The sequence below is a fragment of the Methylocystis sp. genome (assembly GCF_051061225.1).
Lineage (GTDB): Bacteria > Pseudomonadota > Alphaproteobacteria > Rhizobiales > Beijerinckiaceae > Methylocystis.
The window spans coordinates 172,420-196,347 of sequence record NZ_JBPFEB010000129.1 but is presented as its reverse complement, the minus strand read 5'-3'; the positions used below and the strand labels follow the sequence as shown (position 1 = coordinate 196,347).

The window sequence follows — 23,928 nt, the reverse complement described above, 5'->3', positions numbered from 1 at the left end:
TCTGATGAAGTCCCAGCTTGTTCCGCCGCGTTTGAAACCGCTCTCGCCGCGCCGCTCGGCGACGCTGGCGGCGCTCGACGTCGGCACGTCCAAGATCGCCTGCCTCATCGCGCGCGTGACGCCGATGAAGCAGGGTGCGCCCAACGACTGGCGCACCCATCGCATTCGCGTGCTCGGCATCGGCCACCAGCGTTCGCTCGGCGTCAAGCACGGGCTCGTGATCGACATGGACGAGGCGGAGCGCGCCATTCGCCAGACGGTCGACGCCGCCGAGCGCATGGCCGGCGTTCAGATCGACCATGTCATCGTCACCGCCTCGGGCGGGCGTCTCGCCTCGGAGCATTTCACCGCCAAGCGGGCCATCGGCGGCCGCGAAGTCGCGGAGACGGACATCCACTGCGTGCTGGAGGCCTCGGCGGCGCATCATCTGCATCGCGGCCGCGTCGCCATGCACTCGCTGCCGACAGGCTTCTCGCTCGACGGCGTCGGCGGCATCCGCGAGCCGAAGGACATGATCGGCGAGGAGCTGGGCGTCGATCTGCATGTCGCCACCTGCGATCAGGCGTCCGCGCGCAATCTCATGCTGGCGGTGGAGCGCGCGCATCTGCGCGTCGAAGGGCTGGCGGCGGCGCCCTATGTCGCGGCGCTCTCGGTGCTGGAGCCCGACGAAGCGGAGATGGGCGTCATCGTCGTGGACATGGGCGCGGGCTCGACCTCGATGGCGGTGTTCGCGAGCGGCGAGATGGTGCATCTCGACGCCGTGACGCTGGGCGGCAATCACGTCACCATGGACATTGCGCGGGGTCTCGACGCGCGCCTCGTCGACGCCGAGCGTCTCAAGACGTTCCACGGCTCGGCGATTTCCTCCTCCTCGGACGAGCGCGAGACGGTCTCCTTCGTTCACGTCGGCGAGCACGGCCATCACAAGGCCCATGCGCCGAAGTCGCATCTCGTCCGCATCATTCGACCGCGCATGGAGGAGACCTTCGAGTTTCTGCGCGATCGTCTCGCGCGCGCCGGCTATGCGTCCGGCCCCAACCGCCGGATCGTGCTCACCGGCGGCGCGAGCCAGCTCACCGGCGCGGCGGAATCCGCGCGCCGCATCCTGGGCGGCCAGGTCCGCGTCGGCGGCCCGATCGGCGTCGAAGGTCTTCCCGATCCCGCGCGCACGCCGGCTTTCGCGGCCGCCGCGGGATTGCTCGTCTATCCGCAAGTCGCGGGGCGCGAATATTTCGAGCCCCGGCGCGGCGAGCGGGCGGCGACGGGATCGGACGGCTACATGAGGCGAGTTGGTAGATGGTTAAAGGAAAGCTTCTAGAATCACCCGCAAGTGATTCTCCACATTGAGGCGATCCGGCCTGACCGCCGGGCCTCGCGACAGGAATAACCGAGGACGAAGCGTACGGCGACGGCGCGTCCAAGGACTGGAACAACCGACGCCGACGAGCAGTGTATTTTCGAGAGGCCCTGGCAATGACGATTAATCTGAAAGCCCCCGAATTGAGGGAACTGAAGCCCCGCATCATGGTGTGCGGCGTCGGCGGCGGCGGCTGCAACGCCGTCAACAACATGATTTCCTCCGGCCTCTCCGGCGTGGATTTCCTCGTCGCCAACACCGACGCCCAGGCGCTCGCGTCCTCGCCGGCGGAGCGCGTCATTCAGATGGGCCTCCAGGTCACCGAGGGTCTCGGCGCCGGCGCCCAGCCGGAAGTCGGCCGCGCCGCCGCCGAGGAGGCCAGCGAGGAAATTCGCGAGCAGCTTCAGGGCGCGCATATGTGCTTCGTCACCGCCGGCATGGGCGGCGGCACGGGCACGGGCGCCGCGCCGGTCATCGCGCAGATCGCGCGCGAGATGGGAATCCTGACCGTCGGCGTCGTGACCAAGCCCTTCCATTTCGAAGGTCAGCGCCGTCTGCGCATCGCCGAGGCCGGCATCGGCGAGCTTCAGAAGTGCGTCGATACGCTGATTGTCATCCCCAACCAGAATCTGTTCCGCATCGCGACCGAGAAGACCACCTTCGCGGACGCCTTCGCCATGGCCGATCAGGTGCTCTATTCGGGCGTCGCCTCGGTCACCGACCTCATGGTGAAGGAGGGCCTCATCAACCTCGACTTCGCCGACGTCCGCTCGATCATGCGCGGCATGGGCAAGGCGATGATGGGCACCGGCGAAGCGACCGGCGAGCGCCGCGCCAATCTCGCCGCCGAAGCGGCGATCGCCAATCCGCTGCTCGACGAAGTGTCGATGAAGGGCGCGCGCGGCCTGCTGATCTCGATCACCGGCGGCCACGATCTCACGCTCTATGAAGTCGACGAAGCCGCGAGCCGCATCCGTCAGGAGGTCGACGAGGACGCCAACATCATCCTCGGCGCGACCTTCGACTCCTCGCTCGAAGGCGTCATCCGCGTCTCGGTCGTCGCCACCGGCATCGACCTCGCCGCGATCACCGCCGATGATCCGACCAGCATGGCCCGCATGGCCGAAGCCGCCGAGCGCATGCGCGCCCAGATGCAGGCGCAGCAGCCCAAGCAGCAGCCGGCCGCGATGCCGGTGATCGAGACCTCCGCGCCGGTTTACGCCATGCCGGAGCGCGAACGCGCCCCCGCGCCGGCCTATCAGCCGGAAGCCCGCGAGCCGGCGCCCGCGCCGTCGCACTACTATAATGAGCCGGCCCCGCCCGCGCCTGCGCAGATGACGACGAACGGCGTCTATCTGGAGCCGGTCCCCGCGCGCCCGACCTATGGCGAGCCGCGCATGCAGGAGCCCGCGCCGCGCATGATGGCCGAGTCCGCGCCGGCCGCCTATGTGCCGCCGCCGCCGGAAATGCCGCGCACGCCGCGCATGCCGTCGATCGAGGACTTCCCGAAGCCGGTTCAGGATCAGATGCGCCAGCATCGCGGCGACGCGGGTTCGCAGCATGATCCTCGCCGCAAGTCCATCTTCGAGCGTCTGGCGTCCTTCGGCGCCAGCCGTCAGGAAGACGGAATGCCGCCGGCGCAGGCCCAGCAGCCGCCGATGCCGCCGCGCGCCCCCGCGCCGCAGCCGTCGCAGACCGTCTCCGAATATGGCAAGCGCCCGGCCGCCGCGCCGCAGCAGCCGCATGCGCAGCTCGATCCGCACGGCCGCCGCGCGCCGCAGCCGCGTCCCATGGAAGAGGATCACCTGGAAATCCCGGCCTTCCTGCGCCGTCAGTCCAATCACTGAGCTGAAGGCCAGCGACACGCAAAGGCCTGCCTCGCGCGGGCCTTTGTTTTTGCGGGGTTTATCCGCCTGTCATAATCTGTAAGAAACCGTTACTGGAGCCGGGCCGCCCGGTTGGGCTAATCTCGGCTGTAAACGGCGGCGCATCCTGCGTGGGGAGGAACCACTCATTCGCCAGAAGTTTCGAGGCTCCGTGCGTGCGCCGCGCGCCGCTCAGACGACGCTCGCGCGCCCGGTGACGCTCTCCGGCCGCGGCGTTCATGGCGATCGGCCGTCGCGCGTCACGCTCGCGCCCGCCGCGCCCCGGTCCGGGATCGTGTTCAGCGCCGGCGGCGCCGAACTGCGCGCCGACTGGCGCGGGGTGGACGCGACGCAACTCCGCACGCGCCTGTCGCGTGGCGCGGCGAGCGTGTCGACGGTGGAACATCTCCTCGCGGCGCTCTTCGGGCTTGGCGTCGACAATGCGCTCATTCTGGTGGAGGGCGACGAGGTTCCCGCCATGGATGGCTCGGCGCAGGCCTTCGTCGCCGCCATCGACGAGGCCGGCATCGTCGACCTCCCGGCGCCGCGCGCGCTGTTGCAGGTGGTCCGGCCGGTGCAGGCGTCGCTGGGCGCGGGCTGGGCCGAGCTGGCGCCCGCCGCCAGCGGCTTGAGCCTCGACGTCGAAATTGCCTTTGAGGGGCCGATCGGCCGCCAGCGGCGCGCCATCTCTCTCACGCCGGAGAGCTTCCGGTCCGAATTGTCTCGCGCGCGCAGCTTTGGCTTTTTGCGCGACGCGGAGCGCCTGTGGCGGGACGGGCTCGCTCTCGGCGCCTCGCTGGAGAACACGGTGGTGCTCGACGGCGAGACCGTGCTGAACCCGCAGGGGCTTCGCTTCGCCGACGAATGCGTGCGTCACAAGATGCTGGACGTGGTGGGAGATCTGGCCCTCGCCGGCGCGCCGCTCATCGGCGCCTTCCGCTCCTTCAGGGGCGGGCATGCGCTGAACATGGCGCTTCTCGACGCGGCGATGCGGGCGGGGGCGCTGGAATGGCGCGAGGCCTCGACCGCGACCTTCGCCGCGTCGGAGGCGCCGGGCCAGCGACCTTCGCCATAATCTCGCCAGACCCGCGGCCTCATGTTCGGCGCATTGTCCATCGCCGCGCGCCGCCGGCGCCGCGATGACGCGGGTCTTCTGGACGCCGCGAGTGGCGGGGGCCGGCGGATTGGGTTAATAGCTCGGCCGGGAGAGCGACGCCTGTCGCGGCTCTCCGCCGCAAGGGACGCTTCAATGCCGGTTTTCGCTGCTTCATTCCGTTCGTCCGCCATGCTCGTCGCGGCCGCGGCGCTGGCCCTGTCCGCCGCGCCGGCCCGCGCCGACATCATGGATTCGATCACCAGCGGCTTCGGCCTGTTCGGCGGCGGCGAGAAATACAAGACCGAGATCACGCCCGACATCCCCGCCGACACGCTCTACAATCAGGGTCTCGCCAAGCTCAAGTCGAAGGACTTCGAGGGCGCGGCGAAGAAGTTCACCGACCTCGAGAAGAGCTATCCGTCCTCGGAATGGTCGCGCAAGGGTCTGCTGATGACCCTTTACGCGCAATATGAAAAGCCCGCCTATGACGACGCGGTGCAGACCGCGCAGCGCTATATCGGGCTGTATCCGAACTCGCCGGACACGCCCTACGTCTATTATCTCGCCGGCATGTCCTATTATAACCAGGTGCCGGACGTGATGCGTGATCAGTCCTCGGCGGAGAAGTCGCTCCAGGTCTTTCAGGAGCTGATCAACAAATTTCCCAAGTCGGAATATGTGGCCGACGCGCGCTACAAGATGGGCGTCGCGCGCGATCAGCTCGCGGCCAAGGAAATGCAGGTCGGCCGCTTCTATCTGACCCGCAAGAATTACCCGGCGGCGATCAACCGTTTCCACGAGGTGCTGGGCAAATATCAGACGACTCGCCACACCGAGGAGGCGCTGTATCGTCTCACCGAAGCCTATCTGGCCATGGGCGTCACCAATGAGGCGCAGACGGCGGCGGCGATCCTCGGGCACAATTTCCCCGACTCGCAATGGTACAAGGACGCTGTCGCCCTGTTGAAGGCCGACGGCCTGACGCCGCATGAATATACGGATTCCTGGCTGTCCAAGATAGGCAAGACGCTGCACGCCATCTAGAGCGTTTCCCGGTCTGATTGACTCAGACCGGGGCTCTGGCTTGTTGTTTTGTCGCGCTTTCTTTCGCCGAACCGGTTTCCACTTCGGCGGAAACCGCTCTAGACGGCGGGCGCCTTGGTCCTCGACTGAATGAAGCGGCCGGCGTGCGCCAGCGCGCGCCGCCCCTTGGCGAGCCGCGCGTTCCAGAGCTGGAAGGCGTGGATCATCTTCGGCCAGATTTCCAGCGTGACGGCGACGTCCGCCGCGCCCGCGGCGGCCGCGAGGCGGGTCGAATCCGAGAGCAGCGTTTCATCCGAACCCACCTGAATCAGCATCGGCGGCAGGCCCGCGAGATCGCCATGGAGGGGGGATACGCGCGGGTCCCTGCGGTCCATGCCGGGAGGAAGATAAGCGCCCGCGAGTTCTTCGAGATAGGCCCTGTGGATCAGCGGATCGACGGCGTCCTTGGTCGCGATCGTCTCCCCGGCCATCGAAAGGTCGGTCCATGGCGAACACAGCCAGAGGCAGGCGGGGCCTTCTTCGCCCGCATCCCGCAGCCGCATGGCGAGGCCGAGCGAGAGCCCGCCGCCTGCGCTGTCGCCCCCGACGGCGATGCGCCCGGCGGCGATCCCTTCCGCGCGCACGAAGCGCCAGGCGGCGAGCGCGTCGTCATAAGCGGCGGGGAATGGGTGTTCCGGCGCCAGCCGGTAGCCGACGGCGAGCGCTCTGGCGCCGGCGGCGCGCCCCGCCTCCGTGGCCATGCGCCGATGGCTGACGATCGACCCCGAACAATAGCCGCCGCCATGGAAAAAGAGCAGGACGCGCGAGGGATCGGCGCCGGGCGCAAGCGACCACTCGGCGGGAATGCCCCCGATGGAGGCAGGCCTGCGCTCGATATCGGCCTCGGCCGGCCAGGCGGCGCCAACTTCCTCGATCCGCGCGCGCCGCTCGGCCCAGCCGACGGGGCGCGGGCGCGACGCGAGGAGCGCGCGAATCTCATTGATTTCATCTTTGGCCATGCCAACCTCGCCGTTGCGGCGAATCGTTGCGCCGTCCACAGGATAACGGCGCCGGCGGCAAGTCCGTTGCATTCGGCGCGGCCAAGAAGCGATAGAGTCCAGGCGTCATGCTCGTCCGTCTGTCCATCCGCGACATCGTTCTGATCGACGCGCTCGATCTGGATTTCGGGCATGGGCTGACCACCCTCACCGGCGAGACCGGCGCCGGAAAGTCCATCCTCCTCGACGCCTTCATGCTGGCGCTGGGCGGGCGCGGCGACGCCTCGCTGGTGCGCGCCGGCTGCGAACAGGGGCAGGTGACCGCCGTTTTCGATCTCCCGGCCGACCATCCCGCCCATCTCGCCGCGCGCGAATTCGGGCTGGCGAGCGAGGACGAGCTGGTGCTGCGCCGCGTGCAGGCGGCGGACGGGCGCACCCGCGCTTTCGTCAACGACCAGCCGGCGACCGCGCAGGCGCTGCGGGCCATCGGCGGCGAGCTGGTGGAAATCCATTGCCAGCATGACGACCGCGCGCTGGTCGACCCCGGCGTCCACCGCGCGCTGGTCGACGCGCATGGCGGTCTGTCGAGCCAGGCGAATGACACGCGCGCGAAACATGGCGCCTGGCTGGCGGCGCGGCGCGCTCTGGCCGATGAGGAAGAGCGCATCGCCCGGGCGCGGGCCGACGCCGAGTATCTGCGTCACGCCCATGAGGAATTGACGAAGCTCGCCCCGCAGGAGGGGGAGGAGGAGGCGCTGGCGGAACGGCGCCTGTTCATGCAGCGCGCCGAGAAGGTCGCGACCGACATTCGAGACGCGCTCGGGGCTTTCGCCGCCGACCGCGCGCCGGCCGCCGAGATCGGCCATGTCGCGCGCCGGCTCGAACGCCGGCTGCCTCAGGCCCCGCACATCCTGGAGCCGCCCGCCCGCGCGCTGGCGCAGGCGGTGGACGCGCTGGGTCTCGCCGAGCAGGCGCTGGAGCAGGCGCTCGCCGAGACCCGTTTCGATCCAGCTGAGCTGGAGCGGGTGGAGGAGCGGCTGTTCGCCCTGCGCGGCGCCGCGCGCAAATATCAGGTCGCCGTTCCGGAGCTCGCCAGGCTCGCTCAGAAATTCGCTGACGACATCGAAGCGCTCGACGCCTCGGAAGCGCGGCTCGTGAAACTGGGGCAGGCGCTTTCGGCCGCCAGGGCCGCCTATGACGAGACGGCGCGCGCGCTTTCCGCCGCGCGTCGGAAGGCGGCGAAGAGGCTCGACGCGCTCGTCGACGGCGAACTCAAGCCGCTGAAGCTCGAAGGCGCGCATTTCTCGACGCAGGTGGAGAGCGATCCCGCCAACGCCGGGCCGGAGGGGATCGACCGCGTCGAATTCTGGGTGCAGACCAATCCTGGCTCACGGCCGAGTCCGCTCACGAAGGTCGCCTCTGGCGGCGAGCTGGCGCGTTTCATGCTGGCGCTCAAAGTCGTGCTGGCGGATCGCGGCTCCACCGCGACGCTGGTCTTCGACGAAATCGACACGGGCGTCGGCGGCGCCGTCGCCGACGCCATCGGCCAGCGGCTCGCACGGCTGGCGAAAAACGCGCAAGTGCTCGCCGTGACGCATGCCCCGCAGGTCGCCGCGCGCGCCAGCCGTCACCTGCGGATCAGCAAGGGTCCGCCGGCCAAAGGCAAGGACAAGCGCGTCGCGACTCGCGTCTCTGTGCTCGGGGACGCCGAGCGGCGTGAGGAAATTGCGCGGATGCTGTCCGGCGCGGCCATCACGGACGAAGCGCGCGCGGCCGCCATGCGGCTGCTGGAGGGCGCTGGGTAGGCGCGACGTCAGGCGGTTTTTTCCTTGAACTTGCAGAGATCGTACAGGATGCAGCGGCCGCATTCCGGCTTGCGCGCCTTGCAGATGTAGCGGCCGTGCAGAATGAGCCAGTGATGCGCGTGCAGCAGATATGTCTCCGGCACGATGGCTTGGAGCCCTTCTTCCACGGCCTCCGGCGTGGCGCCCCTGGCCAGCGGCAGGCGGTTCGACACGCGGAAGATATGCGTGTCCACGGCGATCGTCGGCTGGTGGAAGGCGATGTTGAGCACCACATTCGCCGTCTTGCGCCCGACGCCCGGCAGGGCCGTCAATGCGTCACGGTCCGGCGGAACTTCCCCGCCGTGACGCTCGATCAGCAAGCGCGACAGCGCGACGATATTCTTCGCCTTGTTGCGGAAGAGGCCGATGGTCTTGATCGCCTCGCGCACCCTGTCCTCGCCGAGCGCGACCATTTTTTCGGGCGTGTCGGCCATGGCGAAGAGCGCGGGCGTCGCCTTGTTGACGCCGGCGTCCGTCGCCTGCGCCGAGAGCGCCACGGCGACCAGAAGGGTGAAGGGATTCGTGTAGTGGAGTTCGCCCTTGGGCTCGGGATTGGACGCCGCCAGCCGCGCGAAAATCGCCTCGATCCGCGCCACCTCGGCCGCCGGCGGGCGGCGTTTCGCGGGGCGCCGGCGCTTTGAACTGTTTTCGTCCGCCATTCGCGCGTTATAACTGATCTTGAGGGGGGCGAAAGCGCTGTTTGGGCCATGCTGAACCCTTTTGAGACGCCGAACGCTTTTGAGACGCCGATTTACCAGACGCGGCTCACGCCGCACCGGTCGATGACGCCGCGCGCCTTCTATGTCTTCATCGTCCTTTTCTGTCTGGCGCAGATCGGTTTCGCGCTGCCGTTCCTGATCATGGGCGCCTGGCCGGTCGCCGGCTTCATGGGGCTCGACGCGCTGGCGCTCTACATCGCCTTCCGGCTGAGTTTCCGCGACGCGCGCGCCTATGAGACGCTCGACCTCACCCCCATCGAGCTTGTTTTCGCCAAGGTCGGGGCGGGCGGGCGCCGGCGGGAGTGGCGCTTCAACCCGTCCTGGGTGCGGCTCGAACAGATGGTTCACGAGGAATTCGGAACCATGAGGGTGGAGATCGTCTATCGCGGGGAATCCATCGAGGTTGGCGGCTTTCTCGGGCCCGTCCAGAAAGCCGAACTGGCGAGAGATTTGGGACGCGCGCTCGCGACTGCCCGCTTGGGTCCGCGTTTCAGTTGATCATTTGTTGCGTTGGGAGAGCGTGGCGTCGGCCTCGCGCATCAGCCGCGCCTCGTTGATCTTGTAATAGCGCCACAGGGCGACGCCGCCGCCGATGGCCGCCGCCACGCCGAGCGCCGCCAGGGAGCCGTGTATTCTCTCGAAGCCGGCCGTCAGATAATAGGCGCCGAAGCCGAAGACCATCGCCCAGACGAGGCCGCCGGCGGCGTTGAAGAGGAAGAAGCGTCCGATCGGCAGATGATTGGCGCCCGCGAGCAGCGCGGCCAGGATGCGCAGCAGCGCCACGAAGCGGCCGAAAAACACGATCGCGCCGCCCCATTTGTAGAAGAGATACTGCCCCAGCCGCAGTTTCTCGGCGCCGATGCCGACGCGCCAGCCGTGGCGCTCCAGAAAGCGGTAGCCGAATTCGCGCCCGATCCAGTAGCCGATGTTGTCGCCCACGATCGCGCCGCCCGCCGCCGCCAGCACGATGGCGTCGATGGACAACGCGCCCGACAGTCGGGCGTAGATCGAGGCGCCCACGAGCATGGTCTCGCCGGGCAACGGCAGGCCGGAGCTCTCCAGCGCGACGATGACGAAAATCGCCCAATACCCGTAGGTCGAGAGTATCGAGGCGATCTGCGCCTGATCGAGAAAATGGCTCATCGCCGCTACCGTGAAACGCTGCGCTCAACGTGGCATATAGGCCCGAACAAACGAAAAGCGACATCGCGGGAGGGCGATGCCGCTTCGTTGCGTAAAGCGGGCGTATTATTGGTAGCTGTGCGCGCCGGCGCAGGTCAGGCCGAGAATGAGCGGCCGCGACATGACGGGGTCGTCATCCGCGAAGATCGCTCCATCTTCAAGCGCCGGCTCGAGAACCGCGCGCAGACCCATCAGAAGCGGCTGGTCGTCGCCATTGATCCTCTCGCGCAGCGCCTCGCGAACGCCCTCGTCCGCGCGCCGCGCGAAGTCGCGAACAATCACCGAAACGAATCTCCCGACACTCATGCCCTTCTCATGCGCCGCCACGCGGACGCGCTCGGCGAAACGGCCGCCGATGCACGAAAGCGCGGCCTGAGCGACCGTTTCGTTGGAGCAGGAATGAATGAGATCCGCAACCAGCATGGTGTCCTCCGCTTTTCCTTCTTGTTTCAGCCTCTCTGCCCTCTTTGCTGCCGCGCCTTTCAGGCGCCTGCCTGAAAAACTGAACGGCGTTGGCTGAACAGCCAATGAACCGTTCTCATCAAAATCCGCGAGCCTCGAAAAGAAGCCCGGACGCAGGATGCGGGCCGGTGAGTCTTCCCGCGGGAATGGCTCACGGCTCGCGTCACGAATGCTACCCTACGCTCCGACTGTGACCGGGTGACGACGAGCAGCCTCACATTTGCGACGAGAAGACGCCACGCGCCCTTGTTGCGCCTCCGTATGGACCCAACGCGTCACCTCGGCCAGGGTTTCATTGGCTCATGAAAAATTCTTCGCTGCATCTGCGCAGAAAATTGTAGAGACCCGAGCTTGTGCGACGCAGCAGCCGAGGCCGCCCTTGTCGCGTTGACAGAGGGCGAAGCGCTTGCGTCTCACCATGTCCCGATATTCGCGGCCGAGGCCCAGGGCTCCCTTGGCGCGAGCGGTTCGCCCCTTTGCAGCAATTCGATGGAGATGGCGTCGGGGGTGCGCACGAAGGCCATGTGGCCGTCGCGGGGCGGGCGGTTGATGGTCACGCCGGCCTTTTGCAGCCGTTCGCAAACCTCGTAAATGTCATCCACGGCAAAGGCGAGATGGCCGAAATTGCGGCCGCCCGCATAGTCGCGCTCGTCCCAATTGCAGGTGAGTTCGATTGTCGGCGCCCCCGTGCGCCGCGCCTCTTCGAGATCGGCGGGCGCCGCAAGATAAACGAGGGTGTAACGTCCCTTTTCGTTCTCTGTGCGCCGCACCTCGCGCAGGCCGAGGATGTCGCAGAAAAAATGCAGCGAACCGTCCAGATCGCCGACGCGGATCATCGAATGCAGAAATTTCATCCCTGAACTCCTGTTGGGGACCCATCCTTACAACATTTCCACAGGGCGGGGCCCATCCGCCCGTTTGCGGCCGCCGGGCCGTCTTGCTAGCAAGGCCCGTCCACCGCCGAGCCGAATGAACGCCCCCATGACCGAGACCAGAGCGCTCGACGCCGCCGGAGCCAGCCGGAAGCTGACCGCCGCCAAAGCCTCCATCGCCGCGAGCGCGCTGCTCGCCGCAGCCAAGCTTGCCGCCGGCCTGTGGTCTGGCTCTCTGGCGCTGCTCTCCGAGGCCGGCCACGCCTTTGTCGACACGGGCGCCACGGCCCTGACCTTTTACGCGGTCCGCGAGGCGGAGAAGCCCGCCGACGCCGAGCATCATTACGGCCACGGGAAATATGAGGCGCTCGCGGCGCTTGTCGAGACGGGCCTGCTGTTCGGCCTCTCGCTCATCGTCGTCGGCGAGGCGATCCGCCGGCTGGGCGAGACGCAAGTCCAGATCGACGCCGGCTGGCCCGCCTATGGCGTCCTCATTGGCTCCATCATGATCGATTTTGTCCGGTCGCGGCAGTTGAGCGCCATCGCGGAAGAGGAGCGCAGCGACGCCCTCGCGGCCGACGCCATTCACTTCGCCAGCGATCTGGTCTCCTCCGTGCTCGCGCTGGCGGGCGTCGCGGCCGCCCGTTACGGCTATCCGCAGGGCGACGCGCTCGCCTCCTTCGGCGTCGCCGGCTTCATCGCCATCGCGGGCTATCGGCTCGGGCGGCGCACCATCGACACTCTGCTGGACGCCGCGCCCCGCGATCTCACGCCGCAGATCGAGGACGCCATCCGGGACGTTCCGGGCGTCATGACGCTGGAGAGCCTGCGCTTGCGCAGCGCCGGGGCCGAGGTGATCGGCGAGGCGACTGTGGGCGTCGCCCGGACGCTGCGGGTGGAGCAGGCGGCGCGAATCAAGGACGCGGTCTCGGAGGCGATCCTCGCCGCCGTTCCCCACGCCCGCGTCACCATCACCGCCGACCCGCTGGCGCTGGACGACGAGACGGTGGTGGAGCGCATCATGCTCGTCGCCGCGCGCCGGCATCTCACGGCGCATCATGTGCTGGCCCAGCAGCTCGGCGAGCGCCTCTCGATCGGGCTCGACATCGAGCTGGACGGCGCCATGCCGATGGGGCGCGCCCACGCCATTGCGACCGATTTCGAGGCGGCCATCCGCGACGAGTTCGGCGCCGATGTGGAGATCGAGACCCATATCGAGCCGCTGGCCCCGCATGTGCTGATCGGGCGCGACGCGCCGCCGGAACTCGCCGAGGAGATCGTCGCCGCGCTGGACCGCTACAGCGAAATGGTCGGATATATCGCGAACATCCACGATGTGCGGGTGCGCGAGACCGCCGGAGGGCTGGTGGTCAACTATCATTGCGCCGTGGACGCCGTCGTGCCGGTCGAGACCATGCATGCGGCGGTGGACGAGCTGGAGCGCCGGGTTCGGGCCGATTACCCGGAAATCCTGCGCATCGTGGGCCACGCCGAGCCGGAGGATCATTGAGGGGAGGGCCATGTCGCCGCGGCGACATTGGCCCGTGATAGCCAAGCGGTTCCGGCTGAGATAGAAAGGCCGCCATGACGACCAAGCCGCCAGACGCCCCCGACGATCTCTCCGCCATGCCGTTCGAAACGGCCATGGCCGAGCTTGAGCGCATCGTCGCCGAGCTGGAGAAGGGGTCGGTGTCGCTCGACGAGTCGGTGCGGCTCTATGCGCGCGGAAAGGCTCTTCAGGAGCGCTGCGAGAAGCTGCTGGCGGAAGCCGAGACCCGCGTGGAAAAGATCAGCCTTGGCGAGAATGGCGCGCCCAGGGGCGTCGCTCCGCTCGACGTCCCCTGATCAGTCCAGCAGTTCTTCCCTGGCCGCGCGCTTCGAGAGAATGCGGACCCGCGCCATGAAGGCCCAGGAGAGCGCGACGGCGAAGGGCACGGCGACGGCTTCCGCGAGATCGGCCGAAATCGACGCCGGCAGCAGCCCCGCCTCCATCATCCCCTTGGCCAGGAACGCGAACAGCCCGACAAGATAATAGGCGAGACCCGCCACCGAAATGCCCTGAACCATTCGGTTGAGGCGCATTTGCAGCCGCGTGCGGCGGACCATGTCGTCGAGCAGCGCGCCATTCTGGCGCTCCATGTCGAGCGTGACGCCCGTGCGCATCAGATTGGTGGTGCGCGCCACATCGGTGGAAAAGCGCGTCTGCCGCGCTTCGACGGCGTTGCAGGTCTCGATCGCCGGATCGAGGCGCGCGCTCAGAAAGTTGGAGAGCGTCGGATACTCCCCTTCCTTCGTCTCCTGCAGAAGATCGAGGCGGTTCTTCACCAGCGCGTGATAGGCGCGGCTGGCGCCGAAGCGGAAGGCGGTGCGCGTCGAGAGCGCCTCATTGGCGGCGAGTATGTCGGAAAGCCGCTTCAGCAGGGCGTGATTGCCCTGCGAATCCTGCGCGGCGCAAAGGGCGTGGGTGATCTCCGAGAGCTGCTCCTCCATCGCGGACATTTCCGGCGAGACCGCGCGGGCGAGCGGCAGGCCGAGCAGCGCCATGGTGCGATAGGTCTCGACTTCCAGCATGCGCTGCGCGAGGCGGCCCGCCTCCATCGGCGAGGCGGAGCGCAGGCGGATCGCCATGCGGGTGAAGCCGTGCGCGTCGACCGCGAAATCCGTGAGGGCGTGAGCGCGCTCCTTGCCGATGCCGATGACGCAGAGGCTCTGCGACTGGAAGAGGGCGGCGAGGTCTTCGAGCGCCTCCTCTTCGCCCAGGACGCAAAGATGCGTCGCCACCACGAGCCGGCCCGGCTGCGGGAAGGAAATTTCTCCGGCGGCGACGGGGTCCGGATGGCTGAAGGGAATCGCCGCGTCGCGGCCGCTCGACCAGGTATACGTCGAGAATTCCGTATGCTGCTCCCAGCGCAGACGCCAGTCGCCCAAAATGAGGTAGTGGAACTTGGCGTCCGGGGCGGGCGGCTCCAGCCCATGGTCGCGGGCGAGTTGCGCCACCGCCGCGCGGTCGGCGGCCGCCTCGTCGCCATTGGTCGCGAATGCGAAGTGATAAATCCGGCGTGGCACTTTCAGCGGCAGGAACGGACGCGCGTGCAATTCGGCGAGAATTGCGGCGCGGGACTCGTGCTCGATCCAGTGTGAGGCGGGCCGGATGTGGTTCATTTGGAGTCTCCGCCGCCAGCGCGGGGGCCCGGCGGCGGAAAGGAAAGGGCTGTTACTTGCCGAACTGGGCGCGGCAGGCGGCGCTGATGGAGCGGATATATTTGCGCAGGCAGGCTTCCACCTTGTCCGGGTCGGGGACGTCATAGGGGCAGAATTTATAGGCGTCGTCCTTGCACGCCTGACGCTGCTCGGGGGTCCCCTGCGCGAACGCAGGGGGCGCAAGGAGAGTCAGGATCGGCAAGGCGAGAAACATGCGGCGCATTTCATAGCTCCTGAAGAGAACGCTGCAAGCGTAATAATGCGCAAAGGTTTGTCAACGCAATCCTTTCCACAAGCAGCGCCGTCGGGTTTCCTCAGGTGATCACGCTCGGCGCCTTGCGCCCCGTGAAGCGTTCGATCTCCGCAATGTCCCGCGACAGGCGGACAAGGTCCGCGAGCGCGGTCTGGGTTTCAACCAACTGCTTCCCGGCATCGGCCTCGAAGCGTTCGATATAGACGCGCAGCGTCGCGCCCGCCGTCCCCGTGCCCGAGAGCCGATAGACGATGCGGGACCCGTCCGCGAAGATCAGCCGCAGACCCTGATGGAGCGAGTCGGAGCCGTCGACCGGGTCGTGATAGGCGAAATCGTCGGCGGTCTCGATCTCCAGCGCGCCGAAACTCTTGCCCGCGAGCGACGGCAGCCGGTCACGCAGCGTCCTGATCAGGTCATGGGCGCCGTCGCTCTCCACTTCCTCATAGTCGTGGCGCGCGTAATAATTGCGCCCATAGGTCGCCCAATGCTCGCGCATGATGGCGTCGACGCTCTGCTTGCGCGCCGCCAGCACGTCGAGCCACAGCAACACCGCCCACAGCCCATCCTTTTCACGCACGTGACTCGAGCCGGTTCCAGCGCTTTCCTCGCCGCAGATGGTGACGAGTCCGGCGTCGAGCAGATTGCCGAAGAATTTCCAGCCTGTCGGCGTTTCGTAAATGGCGATCCCGAGTTTCGCCGCCACGCGATCGGCGGCGGCGCTCGTCGGCATGGAGCGCGCGACGCCGGCAAGGCCGTTCCTGTAGCCCGGCGCCAGATGGGCGTTGGCGGCGAGAACCGCGAGACTGTCGGACGGCGTCACGAAACGCCCGCGTCCGATGATCAGATTGCGATCGCCATCGCCATCCGAGGCCGCGCACAGATCAGGCGCCCTGTCGGACATGGCGAGGTCGTAGAGATGTTTGGCGTGAACGAGATTCGGGTCGGGATGATGACCGCCGAAATCGGGCAGGGGCGCGCCATTCAGCACGGTGCCGGGCGCCGCGCCGAGCATGTCTTCGAGAAGCGCATGCGCATAGGGGCCGGTCACGGCGGACATGGCGTCGAACTTCATCGTAAAGCCGCCACGGAACGCGTCGCGGATACGGTCGAAGTCGAAGAGCGTCTGCATCAGCGCGGCGTAATTCGCCACGCTGTCGACGATCTCGACGCGCATCTCCCCGATCCGGGCTTCCCCAAGGCGATCAATGTCGACGTCCGGAGCCTCGACGATCCTGAAAGATTCAATCACCCGCGTGCGCGCGTAGATTGCTTCCGTCACCTTCTCGGGCGCGGGGCCGCCATTGGCGACATTGTATTTGACGCCGAAATCGCCGTCGGGGCCGCCGGGATTGTGACTGGCCGACAGCACCACGCCGCCGAAGGCGCCCAGCGAGCGGATCAGGGCGGAGACGGCGGGCGTCGACAGGATGCCGCCGCGGCCCACCACGGCGCGGCCGAAGCCGTTGGCCGCCGCGATCTTCAGGATCTTCTGAATCGCCTCGCGATTGTAGAAACGGCCGTCGCCGCCCACGACGAGCGTTTGACCTGCAAACCCCTCGAGCGAGTCGAAGATCGATTGCACGAAATTTTCGAGGTAGAAGCGTTGCTGGAAGACGGGAACTTTCTTCCGCAGGCCCGACGTGCCGGGGCGCTGGTCAGGATAGGGAGTCGTCGCAATGTCCTTGATCATCTCTGCCTCTGCAGCCGCTTCTCCCGCCGCGGCGCGAACAGGAATCGTTGGAGAACGGGCCGCCGAAAGATTTATGGACGAAAAAGCATAAAAAAGGGGCGGCGCCTTGTCGCGCCGCCCAGAAACGAGCCCGGCCTTTTACCATCCGCCATAATAGCCCGGATAGTAGTATCCGGGATAATAGCCGTAGTTGTAGTTGTAGTAGGGATAGTATCCGCCGTAGTAATAGCTGCTGTTGGCGGCGGCGAGGCCGGCTCCGAGAAGGCCGAGGCCGACGCCGGCGGCGACCGCCGCTCCGGGATTGTAGCGGCGATAATAGCCGCCGTAATAGGGCCGATAGCCGCCGTAGCCGCGATAGCCATAGCCGCCGCCCCAGCGGCGATACCAGACCTTGTCGACCGGGGCGGAGAGAGAGACGGTCGCCGGCGGAGCCACGCCCATGGGGCCCGCCAGAGCATGTGTGGGAACGGCGGACGCCGCCATGGCGCCGAGCAGCGCTCCCGAGATCGCCAATTTGAGGCACTTGTTCATGAAACACCTCCCGATGTGGCGGGCGAGAAAAACGCAACGCAGCCGCCCCGCCGTGCTCACGCGTCGGTAAAGCAAATCTAAACCGGAATCTTTCCGCGTCGAGAGGCATTTCTGTGTCTTTTCGCGGGCTAACGTAAATATGACTCAGTCCGGCACCGCCAAATCCGACGCCGCGGCGCGCGTGAAACCGACGAGCCGCTCGCGGAAGAAGTCGCGCACACGGGTCGCCGTCGCGGGATGTTGTTCCAGCAGTTGATGGAAAAAGGGCCGGGCGATCTTCAGGACGGTGGAGGGCTCCAGCGCGCGCGCCGTCACCGGGCGGCGGGACGGCGCAACGAGCGCCATTTCGCCAATCAGCGCCCACGGCCGAATGACATGCGAAACCTCGTTCTCGCCATTCGTCGACAGACCGACCGAGCCGAGGATCAGCACGAAGCCGCCATCGGAAGTTTCCCCTTGCTGGAAGAGGACATCGCCGCCGCGCAACAGGCGCGTCTCCAGAGAGAAGGCGAGCATTTGCAGGGCGGCAGGCTCAAACGCCGCGAAGAGCGGAATGCGCCTGAGATTTTCAATTTCGTCGTCGAGAGTCATTGCAGTCACGAACGTGAGCTTATGACAGGTTTCACAACGAGAGAGAGAGGGGTTTGCGCGTTATGTTGTGGATTTCGCAAGACGGTAGCCGCCGTCTTCTGTCAACAACTTCCGCGGGCGTCGCGGGTCTGTTTCAATCTTGCGGCGCAGACGATGGATATGCGTTTCAAGCGTGCGTGTTGTCACATTCGGTCCATAGCCCCACACATCCGCAAGGAGCGCCGCCTTCGGAATGATGGCGCCCTCCGCTTGCGTGAGACGGGCGAGGATCGCCGCTTCCTTTTCGGTCAGCCGGACAGGGAGATCGTCATCGGCATGCTTGCGTCTGCCCGGCGCGGCGAGACGCGCGAGCAGATCGGCGAAGCGGAAAGGGCGCGTCAGCACGGCGTCCGCGTCTTCGGTCGCCGGGCCGATGACGACGATGATTCCTGCAAATTGTAACGCCAGCAGCTGGCGGATCAGCGCGGCGGCGTCACAAAAGTCACCGTCGATAATCGCCGAGGAGTCGGGCGGGGCGTCCCGGACGCTCTCCAGAGTTTTGTCGTCAAGGGCGCGGAGCGCGAAGCCGCCGAGCGCCTCGAATTGCTCCGACAGGCTCGCCAGCAGCGGCGGCCCTGCGGCGATGAACAACATTCGTGTCATGCAGCGCGTCGGTCTCTGCTATGGAACGACAAAACCGGAAGAGGCGATATTCCTCCATGAAGACTCCGCGTGCAACCAGGCTCGGGACGCTGCGCGTCGCCCGGCGCGTCGGCGGCAAGCCGCATGAAGGGCGCCTCATCGCGGGGGCGACGCTCTATCCCTGCGCGCTCGGCCGCGCCGGGATCACCCATGACAAGCGCGAGGGCGACGGCGCGACTCCGGCGGGCCGCTGGCGGCTGCTGTCCTTCTTCCTGCGCAACCCGGCGCCCCTGCAAGCGCCGTGGCGGCTGACGCGCCGGGACGACGTCTGGTGCGACGACGCGCGGTCCTTCCTCTACAATCGCCCGCTTCGGGCGCCGCTCCGGCCAAGTCACGAGGAGATGTGGCGCAAGGACCGGCTCTACGACGTCGTCGGCGTGATGGACTACAACATCGTCCCCAGGGTGCGCGGTCGGGGTAGCGCCATTTTCTTCCATATCGCCACGCAGGAGCTTGGCCCCACGGCCGGCTGCGTGGCCCTGCGCGCCGCCGACATGCGGCGGCTGGCGGCCAGGCTCGGGCGGCGGGTCGAGATCGTCGTGACGTAACGGCGGGGCTTATGTCTGCGGATAGTCCCGCGCGCCCATGATCGCCGAGCCGACGCGGACACAGGTCGCGCCGAGCTGAATGGCGAGCTCGAAATCGGCGCTCATCCCCATCGACAGCTCGCTCAGTCCGTTGCGCCTGGCTATGTCGGCGAGCAGCGCGAAATGCGGCGAGGCCTGTTCGTCGACCGGCGGGACGCACATCAGGCCGGCGATCTGGAGCCCGAAGGTCTCGCGGCAATGGCGGATGAACGCGTCGGCCTCCTGCGGCAGGACGCCCGCCTTTTGCGGCTCGGCGCCGGTGTTGATCTGAATGAACAGGCGCGGACGCTTGCCCTGCCTCGACATCTCCTCCGCGAGCGCCTGCGCGATCTTCTCCCGGTCGACGCTCTGAATGACGTCGAAGGTTTCCACGGCCTCGCGGGTCTTGTTGGACTGTAGCGGGCCGATCAGATGCAGCTCAATCCCCGGATAGCGCGCGCGCAGGCCCGGCCATTTGCCCATGGCTTCCTGAACGCGGTTCTCGCCGAAGACGCGATGGCCGGCTTCAAGCAGCGGAACCACGTCCTCGGCTGGAAAGGTCTTGGTGACGCAGACGAGGGTGACGCTTTCCGGATCGCGGTCGCAATCCTCGGCGGCGCGGCGAATGGCGGCTTTGGCGTCGTTCAGGCGGTCGGTGCTGGACAAGGCATGGTCTCTGGAAAAGGGGAGGGGCGCGCCGAGTTATCACCAAAACTCCCGGCGAGGAAACACCGGCGCCGGCGGGGAGACGCAAGCGCCGGGAACCCCCGGCCGCCGGCGCCGTTAGCTCCCGAAATGCGCCGCCGCCCCGCGCGGACGGCCCCCGGGAGGCAGACATGAGCGGAGCAGAGCTGTTCGAGACCCATCCAGCCGGCGTCGCGACCGCGCATGTCCGCCGCAAATGGGGCTGGATCGTCGCGCTGGGCGTGCTGTTCCTCATCGGCGGCGCCTTCGCGCTCTTCAACGCGCTGGCCGCGACTCTGGTCGCCATCGCCTATATTGCGTCGGCCATGGTCATCGCGGGCGCCTGGGAGATCGTCACCGCTTTCCAGATTCGCCCGTGGGGGCGGGCGGCGTTGTGGGGCGTCATTGGCGCGCTCACGCTGTTCGCGGGCGTGGCCGCCGCCCGCTTCCCGATCTTCGCCGCCGTCTCCTTTACGGTGTTGATCGGGGCGTTGCTCGTCCTCGGGGGCGCGCTGAAGCTGCTCCTCGCCTGGCGCCTGCGCGATCTGGGGCGGTGGGAGCTGATCGCCATCGGGGGCGCGCTGAGCCTGCTGCTCGGCGTCTGCATTTTGGCCGAATGGCCGCAGTCCGGCCTTTACGTGCTGGGGATTTTCCTCGGGGTGAACCTGTTGTTCGAGGGGGTCGGCTGGGTCGCGATGGGCCTTGCCGCCCGCCCGCCGGCCCGGCGGGCGTTCTAGACCCGGGCCTCGGGCGCGAGCCGGGGCGGAGCGGGGGCGCCCCCGCGCGGGGTCCCCTTTGACATCCCCCCGCCCGCCCGGCATTTAAGGGGCAAATCCAATCGCTTTGACCGGACAAGCGCGCCCCATGAGACCCGATCGCTACAATTTCGCCGAATCCGAGCCGAAATGGCAGAAGATCTGGGAGGAGCGCGAGGTCTTCCAGGCCGGGGCCGACCCCTCGGCCCCTAAATATTATGTGCTGGAGATGTTCCCCTATCCGTCGGGACGCCTCCACATGGGCCATGTGCGCAATTATTCGATGGGCGACGTCATCGCCCGTTTCATGCGCGCGCGGGGCTTCGACGTGCTGCATCCCATGGGGTGGGACGCCTTCGGCCTGCCGGCGGAGAACGCCGCCGCGCAGACGGGCGCACATCCGGCGCAGTGGACCTACGCCAATATCGCCGCCATGCGCGCCCAGCTCAAGACGCTGGGCCTCTCGCTCGACTGGTCGCGCGAGATCGCCACCTGCGATCCGCACTATTACAAGCATCAGCAGAAGCTGTTCCTCGATTTCCTGCAAGCCGGCATCGTCGATCGCAAGAAGTCCAAGGTGAACTGGGACCCGGTCGACATGACCGGGCTCGCCAATGAGCAGGTCATCGACGGGCGCGGCTGGCGTTCCGGCGCCCTGGTCGAGCAGCGCGAACTGACCCAATGGTTCCTGAAGATCACCAGCTATTCGCTGGAGCTGCTGGAGGCGCTCGACACGCTCGACCGCTGGCCCGAGAAGGTGCGCCTCATGCAGCGCAACTGGATCGGCCGTTCGGAAGGCACGCTGCTGCGCTTCGCGCTCGCGGCGCCGCTGGGCGAAACGCAGGAGATCGAGGTCTTCACCACCCGGCCCGACACGCTCTTCGGCGCGAAGTTCGTGGCGCTCGCCGCGGACCATCCGCTGGCCAGGGCGGCCGCCGAAGCGAACCCGGCTCTGGCCGAGTTCTGCGAGGAGTGCCGGCGCGGCGGCACGTCGGCGGAGGCGATCGAGACAGCCGAGAAGCAGGGCTTCGACACGGGTCTGCGGGTCGTTCATCCCTTCGATCCGAACTGGACCCTGCCGGTCTATGTCGCGAATTTCATCCTGATGGATTATGGCACAGGCGCCATCTTCGGTTGCCCGGCGCATGATCAGCGCGACCTCGACTTCGCGACCAAATACGGCCTCGGCTTCAGGGTCGTGGTGTGCCCCGAGGGCGAGGAGGCGGAGGCGCTCGAACGGAAAATCGCCGACAGCGTCGAGGCGTTCGACGGCGACGGCCGGCTCGTGAATTCGGACTTCCTCGACGGCTTCACCGTGCCGGAGGCCAAGGAGCATGTTGCGAGCCGGCTCGAAACGACGGCGCTGTTCTTTCGGCCGCAGGGGCTGCGCAAGGTCAATTACAAGCTCCGCGACTGGGGGATTTCCCGTCAGCGCTACTGGGGCTGCCCGATCCCCATCATCCATTGCGAGACCTGCGGCCCCGTCCCCGTGCCGGAGGCCGATCTTCCGGTAAAGCTGCCGGAGGACGTGACCTTCGATCAGCCCGGCAATCCGCTCGACCGCCATCCGACCTGGAAGAACGTCCCCTGTCCCTCCTGCGGCAAGCCGGCCCGCCGCGAGACCGACACGATGGACACCTTCGTCGATTCGTCCTGGTACTACGCGCGCTTCACCGACCCGCACAACGCCGATCAGCCGGCCGCCCCGGAGGCGCTCGCGCGCTGGCTGCCGGTCGACCAGTATATCGGCGGCATCGAACACGCGATCCTGCATCTGCTGTATTCGCGCTTCTTCTCGCGCGCCATGCGCGACTCGGGCCATGCGACCGCCTCCGAGCCCTTCGCCGGGCTCTTCACCCAGGGCATGGTCGTGCATGAGACCTACAAGGGGCCGGACGGCTGGGTTTCTCCGGCTTCGATCCGCATCGAGGCGGGCGAGGGCGGCCGTCGCCGCGCCTTCCTGATTGACGGCGGCGCCGAGGTGCAGATCGGCCCCATCGAGAAAATGTCCAAGTCGAAGAAGAACACGGTCGACCCGGACGACATCGTGGCGAGCTATGGCGCGGACACGGCTCGCCTGTTCGTGCTCTCGGACAGCCCGCCGGACCGCGACGTGATCTGGTCCGACGAGGGCGCGCAGGGCGCCTGGCGCTTCGTGCAGCGCCTGTGGCGCATCACCGGCGAACTCGGGCGCGTCGCCGCTCCGGCGGGAACCCTGCCGCCGGCCGAGGTCGGCGCCGAGGCGCTGAAACTGCGCAAGGCCACGCACAAGACCATCGCCCAGGTCAGCGAGAACATCGAACGGCTGCGTTTCAACAGCGCCATCGCCCGCATCCGCGAATTCGTCAATGAGCTGACGGCGGCGCTGGACGCGGTGACGGAGACCCCCGTCGGCGCCGATCTTGCCTTCGCCTTCCGGGAGGCGGCGGACGCGCTGGCGCGGCTCGTCGCGCCGATGACGCCGCATGTGGCGGAGGAATGCTGGACTGATCTTGGCCATAAAGGGCTGGTATCGGAGGCGTCCTGGCCCGTCGCCGACCCGGCGCTCGTGGCGCAGGAGATGATCAGCCTGCCGGTTCAGGTCAACGGCAAGAAGCGGGCTGAAATTCTCGTTGCCCATGACGCGGATGAAGAAACGATTCGCAAAGAGGCCCTGGGGCAGGATGGCGTCCTGCGGGCCATGGAAGGCAAGCCGCTCAAGAAGTTCATTCTCGTGCCGAAGAGGATCGTCAATGTGGTCGTTTGACAGGGCGAGGCCTGGCCTCGGGGCGCTCTTTGGCCTGCTGGCGCTAGCCGGCGCGGTTCCGCTCTCGGGCTGCGTCGAGCCACTGTACGGCGCGAGCGGCGCCTTCGAGTCCTCGGCGCTGGCGTCGGAGCTTCAGGCGATCGAGGTCGACGAAATTCCGGGGCGCGCCGGCCACTACTTGCGCAACGAGCTCATTTACGCCTTCAACGGCACGGGGTCGGCCGTCCAGCCGCGCTATCGGCTGAGCGTCGTCCTGCAGGAGCGCGTGCAGACCCCGATCCTCGACACGGTCACGGGCCGCGCGACCTCCGCGACGGTGATCATCGACGCCGACTACCGGCTCGTCACCTGGCCGCAGAATGCGGAGGTGCTCAAGGGCACGGCCTTCAACATCGCGAGCTATGACCGCTTTTCAAACCGCTTCTCGAACGTTCGCGCCGCGCGCGACGGCGAGATTCGCGACGCCAAGATGATCGCCGACAATATTCGCACACGCATTTCGACCGAGTTTGCGATGCGGGGGCCAGCGCTTGCGGCGGCGCATTAGGCGTAGACGCAGCCAAGGCGTCACGGGGAGAAATAAAATCCTGGGCGGCGTGACGGGAGCGCTGGCTTAAGCTTAAAATCCTCCTCCACGGACAGGTGGGAAGACGACCTGTCCTAGACTGGCTGGCCGCCGGCCGGCTTCGGACATGAGGAGGAGAGGATGTCGTTCTTGGATCCATCGAGAGGCGGCGGCGCGCCCTTCCAACCTCTCAACCGATCAGAAAATGCAGGGGAGGGTCAGCCCGCCGGCTCGCAAGGGGCCGACG

The 23,928-nt window shown here is 67.2% G+C and carries 24 protein-coding genes; 12 read left to right on the top strand and 12 right to left on the bottom strand.

What is annotated here, in order from left to right:
* Positions 1 to 4: 4 nt before the first annotated feature.
* From ftsA to ACR652_RS22830, 4 genes are all read left to right on the top strand, one after another.
* Positions 5 to 1,318 carry a cell division protein FtsA gene (ftsA, locus tag ACR652_RS22845; RefSeq protein ID WP_434508776.1) on the top strand — a complete coding sequence of 438 codons (1,314 nt, stop codon included), beginning with the start codon at positions 5 to 7 and terminating at the stop codon, positions 1,316 to 1,318.
* Positions 1,319 to 1,473: 155 nt separating this feature from the next.
* Complete coding sequence (gene ftsZ, locus ACR652_RS22840) at positions 1,474 to 3,204, top strand: cell division protein FtsZ (RefSeq protein ID WP_434508775.1); 1,731 nt, start codon at positions 1,474 to 1,476, stop codon at positions 3,202 to 3,204.
* A gap of 190 nt (positions 3,205 to 3,394) precedes the next feature.
* Entirely contained in the window at positions 3,395 to 4,297 is a 903-nt protein-coding gene (gene lpxC / locus ACR652_RS22835; RefSeq protein WP_434508774.1) for a UDP-3-O-acyl-N-acetylglucosamine deacetylase, read from the top strand.
* A gap of 174 nt (positions 4,298 to 4,471) precedes the next feature.
* The gene (locus ACR652_RS22830) at positions 4,472 to 5,362 is read left to right on the top strand and encodes an outer membrane protein assembly factor BamD (protein WP_434508773.1); all 891 of its coding nucleotides are present in this window, start codon (positions 4,472 to 4,474) and stop codon (positions 5,360 to 5,362) included.
* A gap of 98 nt (positions 5,363 to 5,460) precedes the next feature.
* On the opposite strand, the gene ACR652_RS22825 is transcribed toward ACR652_RS22830, so the two are convergent.
* Positions 5,461 to 6,360: an alpha/beta hydrolase gene (locus tag ACR652_RS22825; protein ID WP_434508772.1), complete on the bottom strand. Its 900-nt coding sequence runs from the start codon at positions 6,358 to 6,360 to the stop codon at positions 5,461 to 5,463.
* Between the two features lie 107 nt (positions 6,361 to 6,467).
* On the opposite strand from ACR652_RS22825, the gene recN reads away from it, so the two are divergent.
* Complete coding sequence (gene recN / locus ACR652_RS22820; protein ID WP_434508771.1) at positions 6,468 to 8,144, top strand: DNA repair protein RecN; 1,677 nt, start codon at positions 6,468 to 6,470, stop codon at positions 8,142 to 8,144.
* Positions 8,145 to 8,152: 8 nt separating this feature from the next.
* Here recN and nth read toward each other — a convergent pair whose 3' ends face one another.
* On the bottom strand, positions 8,153 to 8,842 hold the full coding sequence (gene nth / locus ACR652_RS22815; protein WP_434508770.1) for an endonuclease III: 690 nt from the start codon (positions 8,840 to 8,842) through the stop codon (positions 8,153 to 8,155).
* A gap of 48 nt (positions 8,843 to 8,890) precedes the next feature.
* On the opposite strand from nth, the gene ACR652_RS22810 reads away from it, so the two are divergent.
* Complete coding sequence (locus ACR652_RS22810; RefSeq protein WP_434508769.1) at positions 8,891 to 9,400, top strand: DUF2244 domain-containing protein; 510 nt, start codon at positions 8,891 to 8,893, stop codon at positions 9,398 to 9,400.
* Here ACR652_RS22810 and ACR652_RS22805 read toward each other — a convergent pair whose 3' ends face one another.
* From ACR652_RS22805 to ACR652_RS22795, 3 genes are all read right to left on the bottom strand, one after another.
* Entirely contained in the window at positions 9,401 to 10,045 is a 645-nt protein-coding gene (locus ACR652_RS22805; protein ID WP_434508768.1) for a DedA family protein, read from the bottom strand.
* A gap of 105 nt (positions 10,046 to 10,150) precedes the next feature.
* On the bottom strand, positions 10,151 to 10,507 hold the full coding sequence (locus ACR652_RS22800) for a hypothetical protein (protein ID WP_434508767.1): 357 nt from the start codon (positions 10,505 to 10,507) through the stop codon (positions 10,151 to 10,153).
* Positions 10,508 to 10,959: 452 nt separating this feature from the next.
* Complete coding sequence (locus tag ACR652_RS22795) at positions 10,960 to 11,400, bottom strand: VOC family protein (RefSeq protein ID WP_434508766.1); 441 nt, start codon at positions 11,398 to 11,400, stop codon at positions 10,960 to 10,962.
* Positions 11,401 to 11,527: 127 nt separating this feature from the next.
* Here ACR652_RS22795 and ACR652_RS22790 point away from each other — a divergent pair, with 127 nt between their 5' ends.
* Complete coding sequence (locus tag ACR652_RS22790; protein WP_434508765.1) at positions 11,528 to 12,928, top strand: cation diffusion facilitator family transporter; 1,401 nt, start codon at positions 11,528 to 11,530, stop codon at positions 12,926 to 12,928.
* Positions 12,929 to 13,002: 74 nt separating this feature from the next.
* Entirely contained in the window at positions 13,003 to 13,263 is a 261-nt protein-coding gene (locus tag ACR652_RS22785) for an exodeoxyribonuclease VII small subunit (RefSeq protein ID WP_434508764.1), read from the top strand.
* Here ACR652_RS22785 and ACR652_RS22780 read toward each other — a convergent pair whose 3' ends face one another.
* The 6 genes from ACR652_RS22780 to ACR652_RS22755 form a co-directional block, all read right to left on the bottom strand.
* A complete protein-coding gene (locus tag ACR652_RS22780) occupies positions 13,264 to 14,580 on the bottom strand; it encodes a DUF3422 family protein (RefSeq protein ID WP_434508763.1) in 1,317 nt (438 codons plus the stop codon).
* A 52-nt stretch (positions 14,581 to 14,632) separates the two neighbouring features.
* Positions 14,633 to 14,842, bottom strand: coding sequence for a cysteine rich repeat-containing protein (locus ACR652_RS22775; RefSeq protein ID WP_434508762.1), 210 nt, complete (start codon positions 14,840 to 14,842; stop codon positions 14,633 to 14,635).
* 91 nt (positions 14,843 to 14,933) lie between these two features.
* A complete protein-coding gene (locus ACR652_RS22770) occupies positions 14,934 to 16,562 on the bottom strand; it encodes an alpha-D-glucose phosphate-specific phosphoglucomutase (protein ID WP_434508761.1) in 1,629 nt (542 codons plus the stop codon).
* A 138-nt stretch (positions 16,563 to 16,700) separates the two neighbouring features.
* The gene (locus tag ACR652_RS22765; RefSeq protein ID WP_434508760.1) at positions 16,701 to 17,093 is read right to left on the bottom strand and encodes a hypothetical protein; all 393 of its coding nucleotides are present in this window, start codon (positions 17,091 to 17,093) and stop codon (positions 16,701 to 16,703) included.
* 144 nt (positions 17,094 to 17,237) lie between these two features.
* Positions 17,238 to 17,684: a cyclic nucleotide-binding domain-containing protein gene (locus ACR652_RS22760; protein ID WP_434508869.1), complete on the bottom strand. Its 447-nt coding sequence runs from the start codon at positions 17,682 to 17,684 to the stop codon at positions 17,238 to 17,240.
* 60 nt (positions 17,685 to 17,744) lie between these two features.
* Entirely contained in the window at positions 17,745 to 18,326 is a 582-nt protein-coding gene (locus ACR652_RS22755; RefSeq protein WP_434508759.1) for a winged helix-turn-helix domain-containing protein, read from the bottom strand.
* A gap of 56 nt (positions 18,327 to 18,382) precedes the next feature.
* Here ACR652_RS22755 and ACR652_RS22750 point away from each other — a divergent pair, with 56 nt between their 5' ends.
* The gene (locus tag ACR652_RS22750; protein WP_434508758.1) at positions 18,383 to 18,913 is read left to right on the top strand and encodes a L,D-transpeptidase family protein; all 531 of its coding nucleotides are present in this window, start codon (positions 18,383 to 18,385) and stop codon (positions 18,911 to 18,913) included.
* A 9-nt stretch (positions 18,914 to 18,922) separates the two neighbouring features.
* Here the strand turns inward: ACR652_RS22750 and ACR652_RS22745 are convergent, their stop codons facing one another.
* The gene (locus ACR652_RS22745) at positions 18,923 to 19,597 is read right to left on the bottom strand and encodes a YggS family pyridoxal phosphate-dependent enzyme (protein WP_434508757.1); all 675 of its coding nucleotides are present in this window, start codon (positions 19,595 to 19,597) and stop codon (positions 18,923 to 18,925) included.
* 170 nt (positions 19,598 to 19,767) lie between these two features.
* On the opposite strand from ACR652_RS22745, the gene ACR652_RS22740 reads away from it, so the two are divergent.
* From ACR652_RS22740 to ACR652_RS22730, 3 genes are all read left to right on the top strand, one after another.
* Complete coding sequence (locus ACR652_RS22740) at positions 19,768 to 20,352, top strand: HdeD family acid-resistance protein (RefSeq protein WP_434508756.1); 585 nt, start codon at positions 19,768 to 19,770, stop codon at positions 20,350 to 20,352.
* Positions 20,353 to 20,479: 127 nt separating this feature from the next.
* A complete protein-coding gene (leuS, locus tag ACR652_RS22735) occupies positions 20,480 to 23,116 on the top strand; it encodes a leucine--tRNA ligase (protein WP_434508755.1) in 2,637 nt (878 codons plus the stop codon).
* Entirely contained in the window at positions 23,103 to 23,663 is a 561-nt protein-coding gene (locus ACR652_RS22730) for a hypothetical protein (protein ID WP_434508754.1), read from the top strand. Before leuS ends, ACR652_RS22730 begins: the two co-directional genes overlap by 14 nt.
* The last annotated feature ends 265 nt before the right edge of the window (positions 23,664 to 23,928 follow it).

Coding starts and splice junctions, on each gene's coding strand:
- ACR652_RS22775 (WP_434508762.1), bottom strand. CDS start 14,842: ATGCGCCGCATGTTTCTCGCCTTGCCGATCCTGACTCTCCTTGCGCCC.
- ACR652_RS22800 (WP_434508767.1), bottom strand. CDS start 10,507: ATGCTGGTTGCGGATCTCATTCATTCCTGCTCCAACGAAACGGTCGCT.
- ACR652_RS22740 (WP_434508756.1), top strand. CDS start 19,768: ATGAGCGGAGCAGAGCTGTTCGAGACCCATCCAGCCGGCGTCGCGACC.
- ACR652_RS22765 (WP_434508760.1), bottom strand. CDS start 17,093: ATGAACAAGTGCCTCAAATTGGCGATCTCGGGAGCGCTGCTCGGCGCC.
- ftsZ (WP_434508775.1), top strand. CDS start 1,474: ATGACGATTAATCTGAAAGCCCCCGAATTGAGGGAACTGAAGCCCCGC.
- ACR652_RS22770 (WP_434508761.1), bottom strand. CDS start 16,562: ATGATCAAGGACATTGCGACGACTCCCTATCCTGACCAGCGCCCCGGC.
- recN (WP_434508771.1), top strand. CDS start 6,468: ATGCTCGTCCGTCTGTCCATCCGCGACATCGTTCTGATCGACGCGCTC.
- nth (WP_434508770.1), bottom strand. CDS start 8,842: ATGGCGGACGAAAACAGTTCAAAGCGCCGGCGCCCCGCGAAACGCCGC.
- ACR652_RS22795 (WP_434508766.1), bottom strand. CDS start 11,400: ATGAAATTTCTGCATTCGATGATCCGCGTCGGCGATCTGGACGGTTCG.
- ftsA (WP_434508776.1), top strand. CDS start 5: ATGAAGTCCCAGCTTGTTCCGCCGCGTTTGAAACCGCTCTCGCCGCGC.
- leuS (WP_434508755.1), top strand. CDS start 20,480: ATGAGACCCGATCGCTACAATTTCGCCGAATCCGAGCCGAAATGGCAG.
- ACR652_RS22805 (WP_434508768.1), bottom strand. CDS start 10,045: ATGAGCCATTTTCTCGATCAGGCGCAGATCGCCTCGATACTCTCGACC.
- ACR652_RS22760 (WP_434508869.1), bottom strand. CDS start 17,684: ATGACTCTCGACGACGAAATTGAAAATCTCAGGCGCATTCCGCTCTTC.
- ACR652_RS22825 (WP_434508772.1), bottom strand. CDS start 6,360: ATGGCCAAAGATGAAATCAATGAGATTCGCGCGCTCCTCGCGTCGCGC.
- ACR652_RS22785 (WP_434508764.1), top strand. CDS start 13,003: ATGACGACCAAGCCGCCAGACGCCCCCGACGATCTCTCCGCCATGCCG.
- ACR652_RS22780 (WP_434508763.1), bottom strand. CDS start 14,580: ATGAACCACATCCGGCCCGCCTCACACTGGATCGAGCACGAGTCCCGC.
- ACR652_RS22755 (WP_434508759.1), bottom strand. CDS start 18,326: ATGACACGAATGTTGTTCATCGCCGCAGGGCCGCCGCTGCTGGCGAGC.
- ACR652_RS22830 (WP_434508773.1), top strand. CDS start 4,472: ATGCCGGTTTTCGCTGCTTCATTCCGTTCGTCCGCCATGCTCGTCGCG.
- ACR652_RS22750 (WP_434508758.1), top strand. CDS start 18,383: ATGAAGACTCCGCGTGCAACCAGGCTCGGGACGCTGCGCGTCGCCCGG.
- ACR652_RS22730 (WP_434508754.1), top strand. CDS start 23,103: ATGTGGTCGTTTGACAGGGCGAGGCCTGGCCTCGGGGCGCTCTTTGGC.
- ACR652_RS22810 (WP_434508769.1), top strand. CDS start 8,891: ATGCTGAACCCTTTTGAGACGCCGAACGCTTTTGAGACGCCGATTTAC.
- ACR652_RS22790 (WP_434508765.1), top strand. CDS start 11,528: ATGACCGAGACCAGAGCGCTCGACGCCGCCGGAGCCAGCCGGAAGCTG.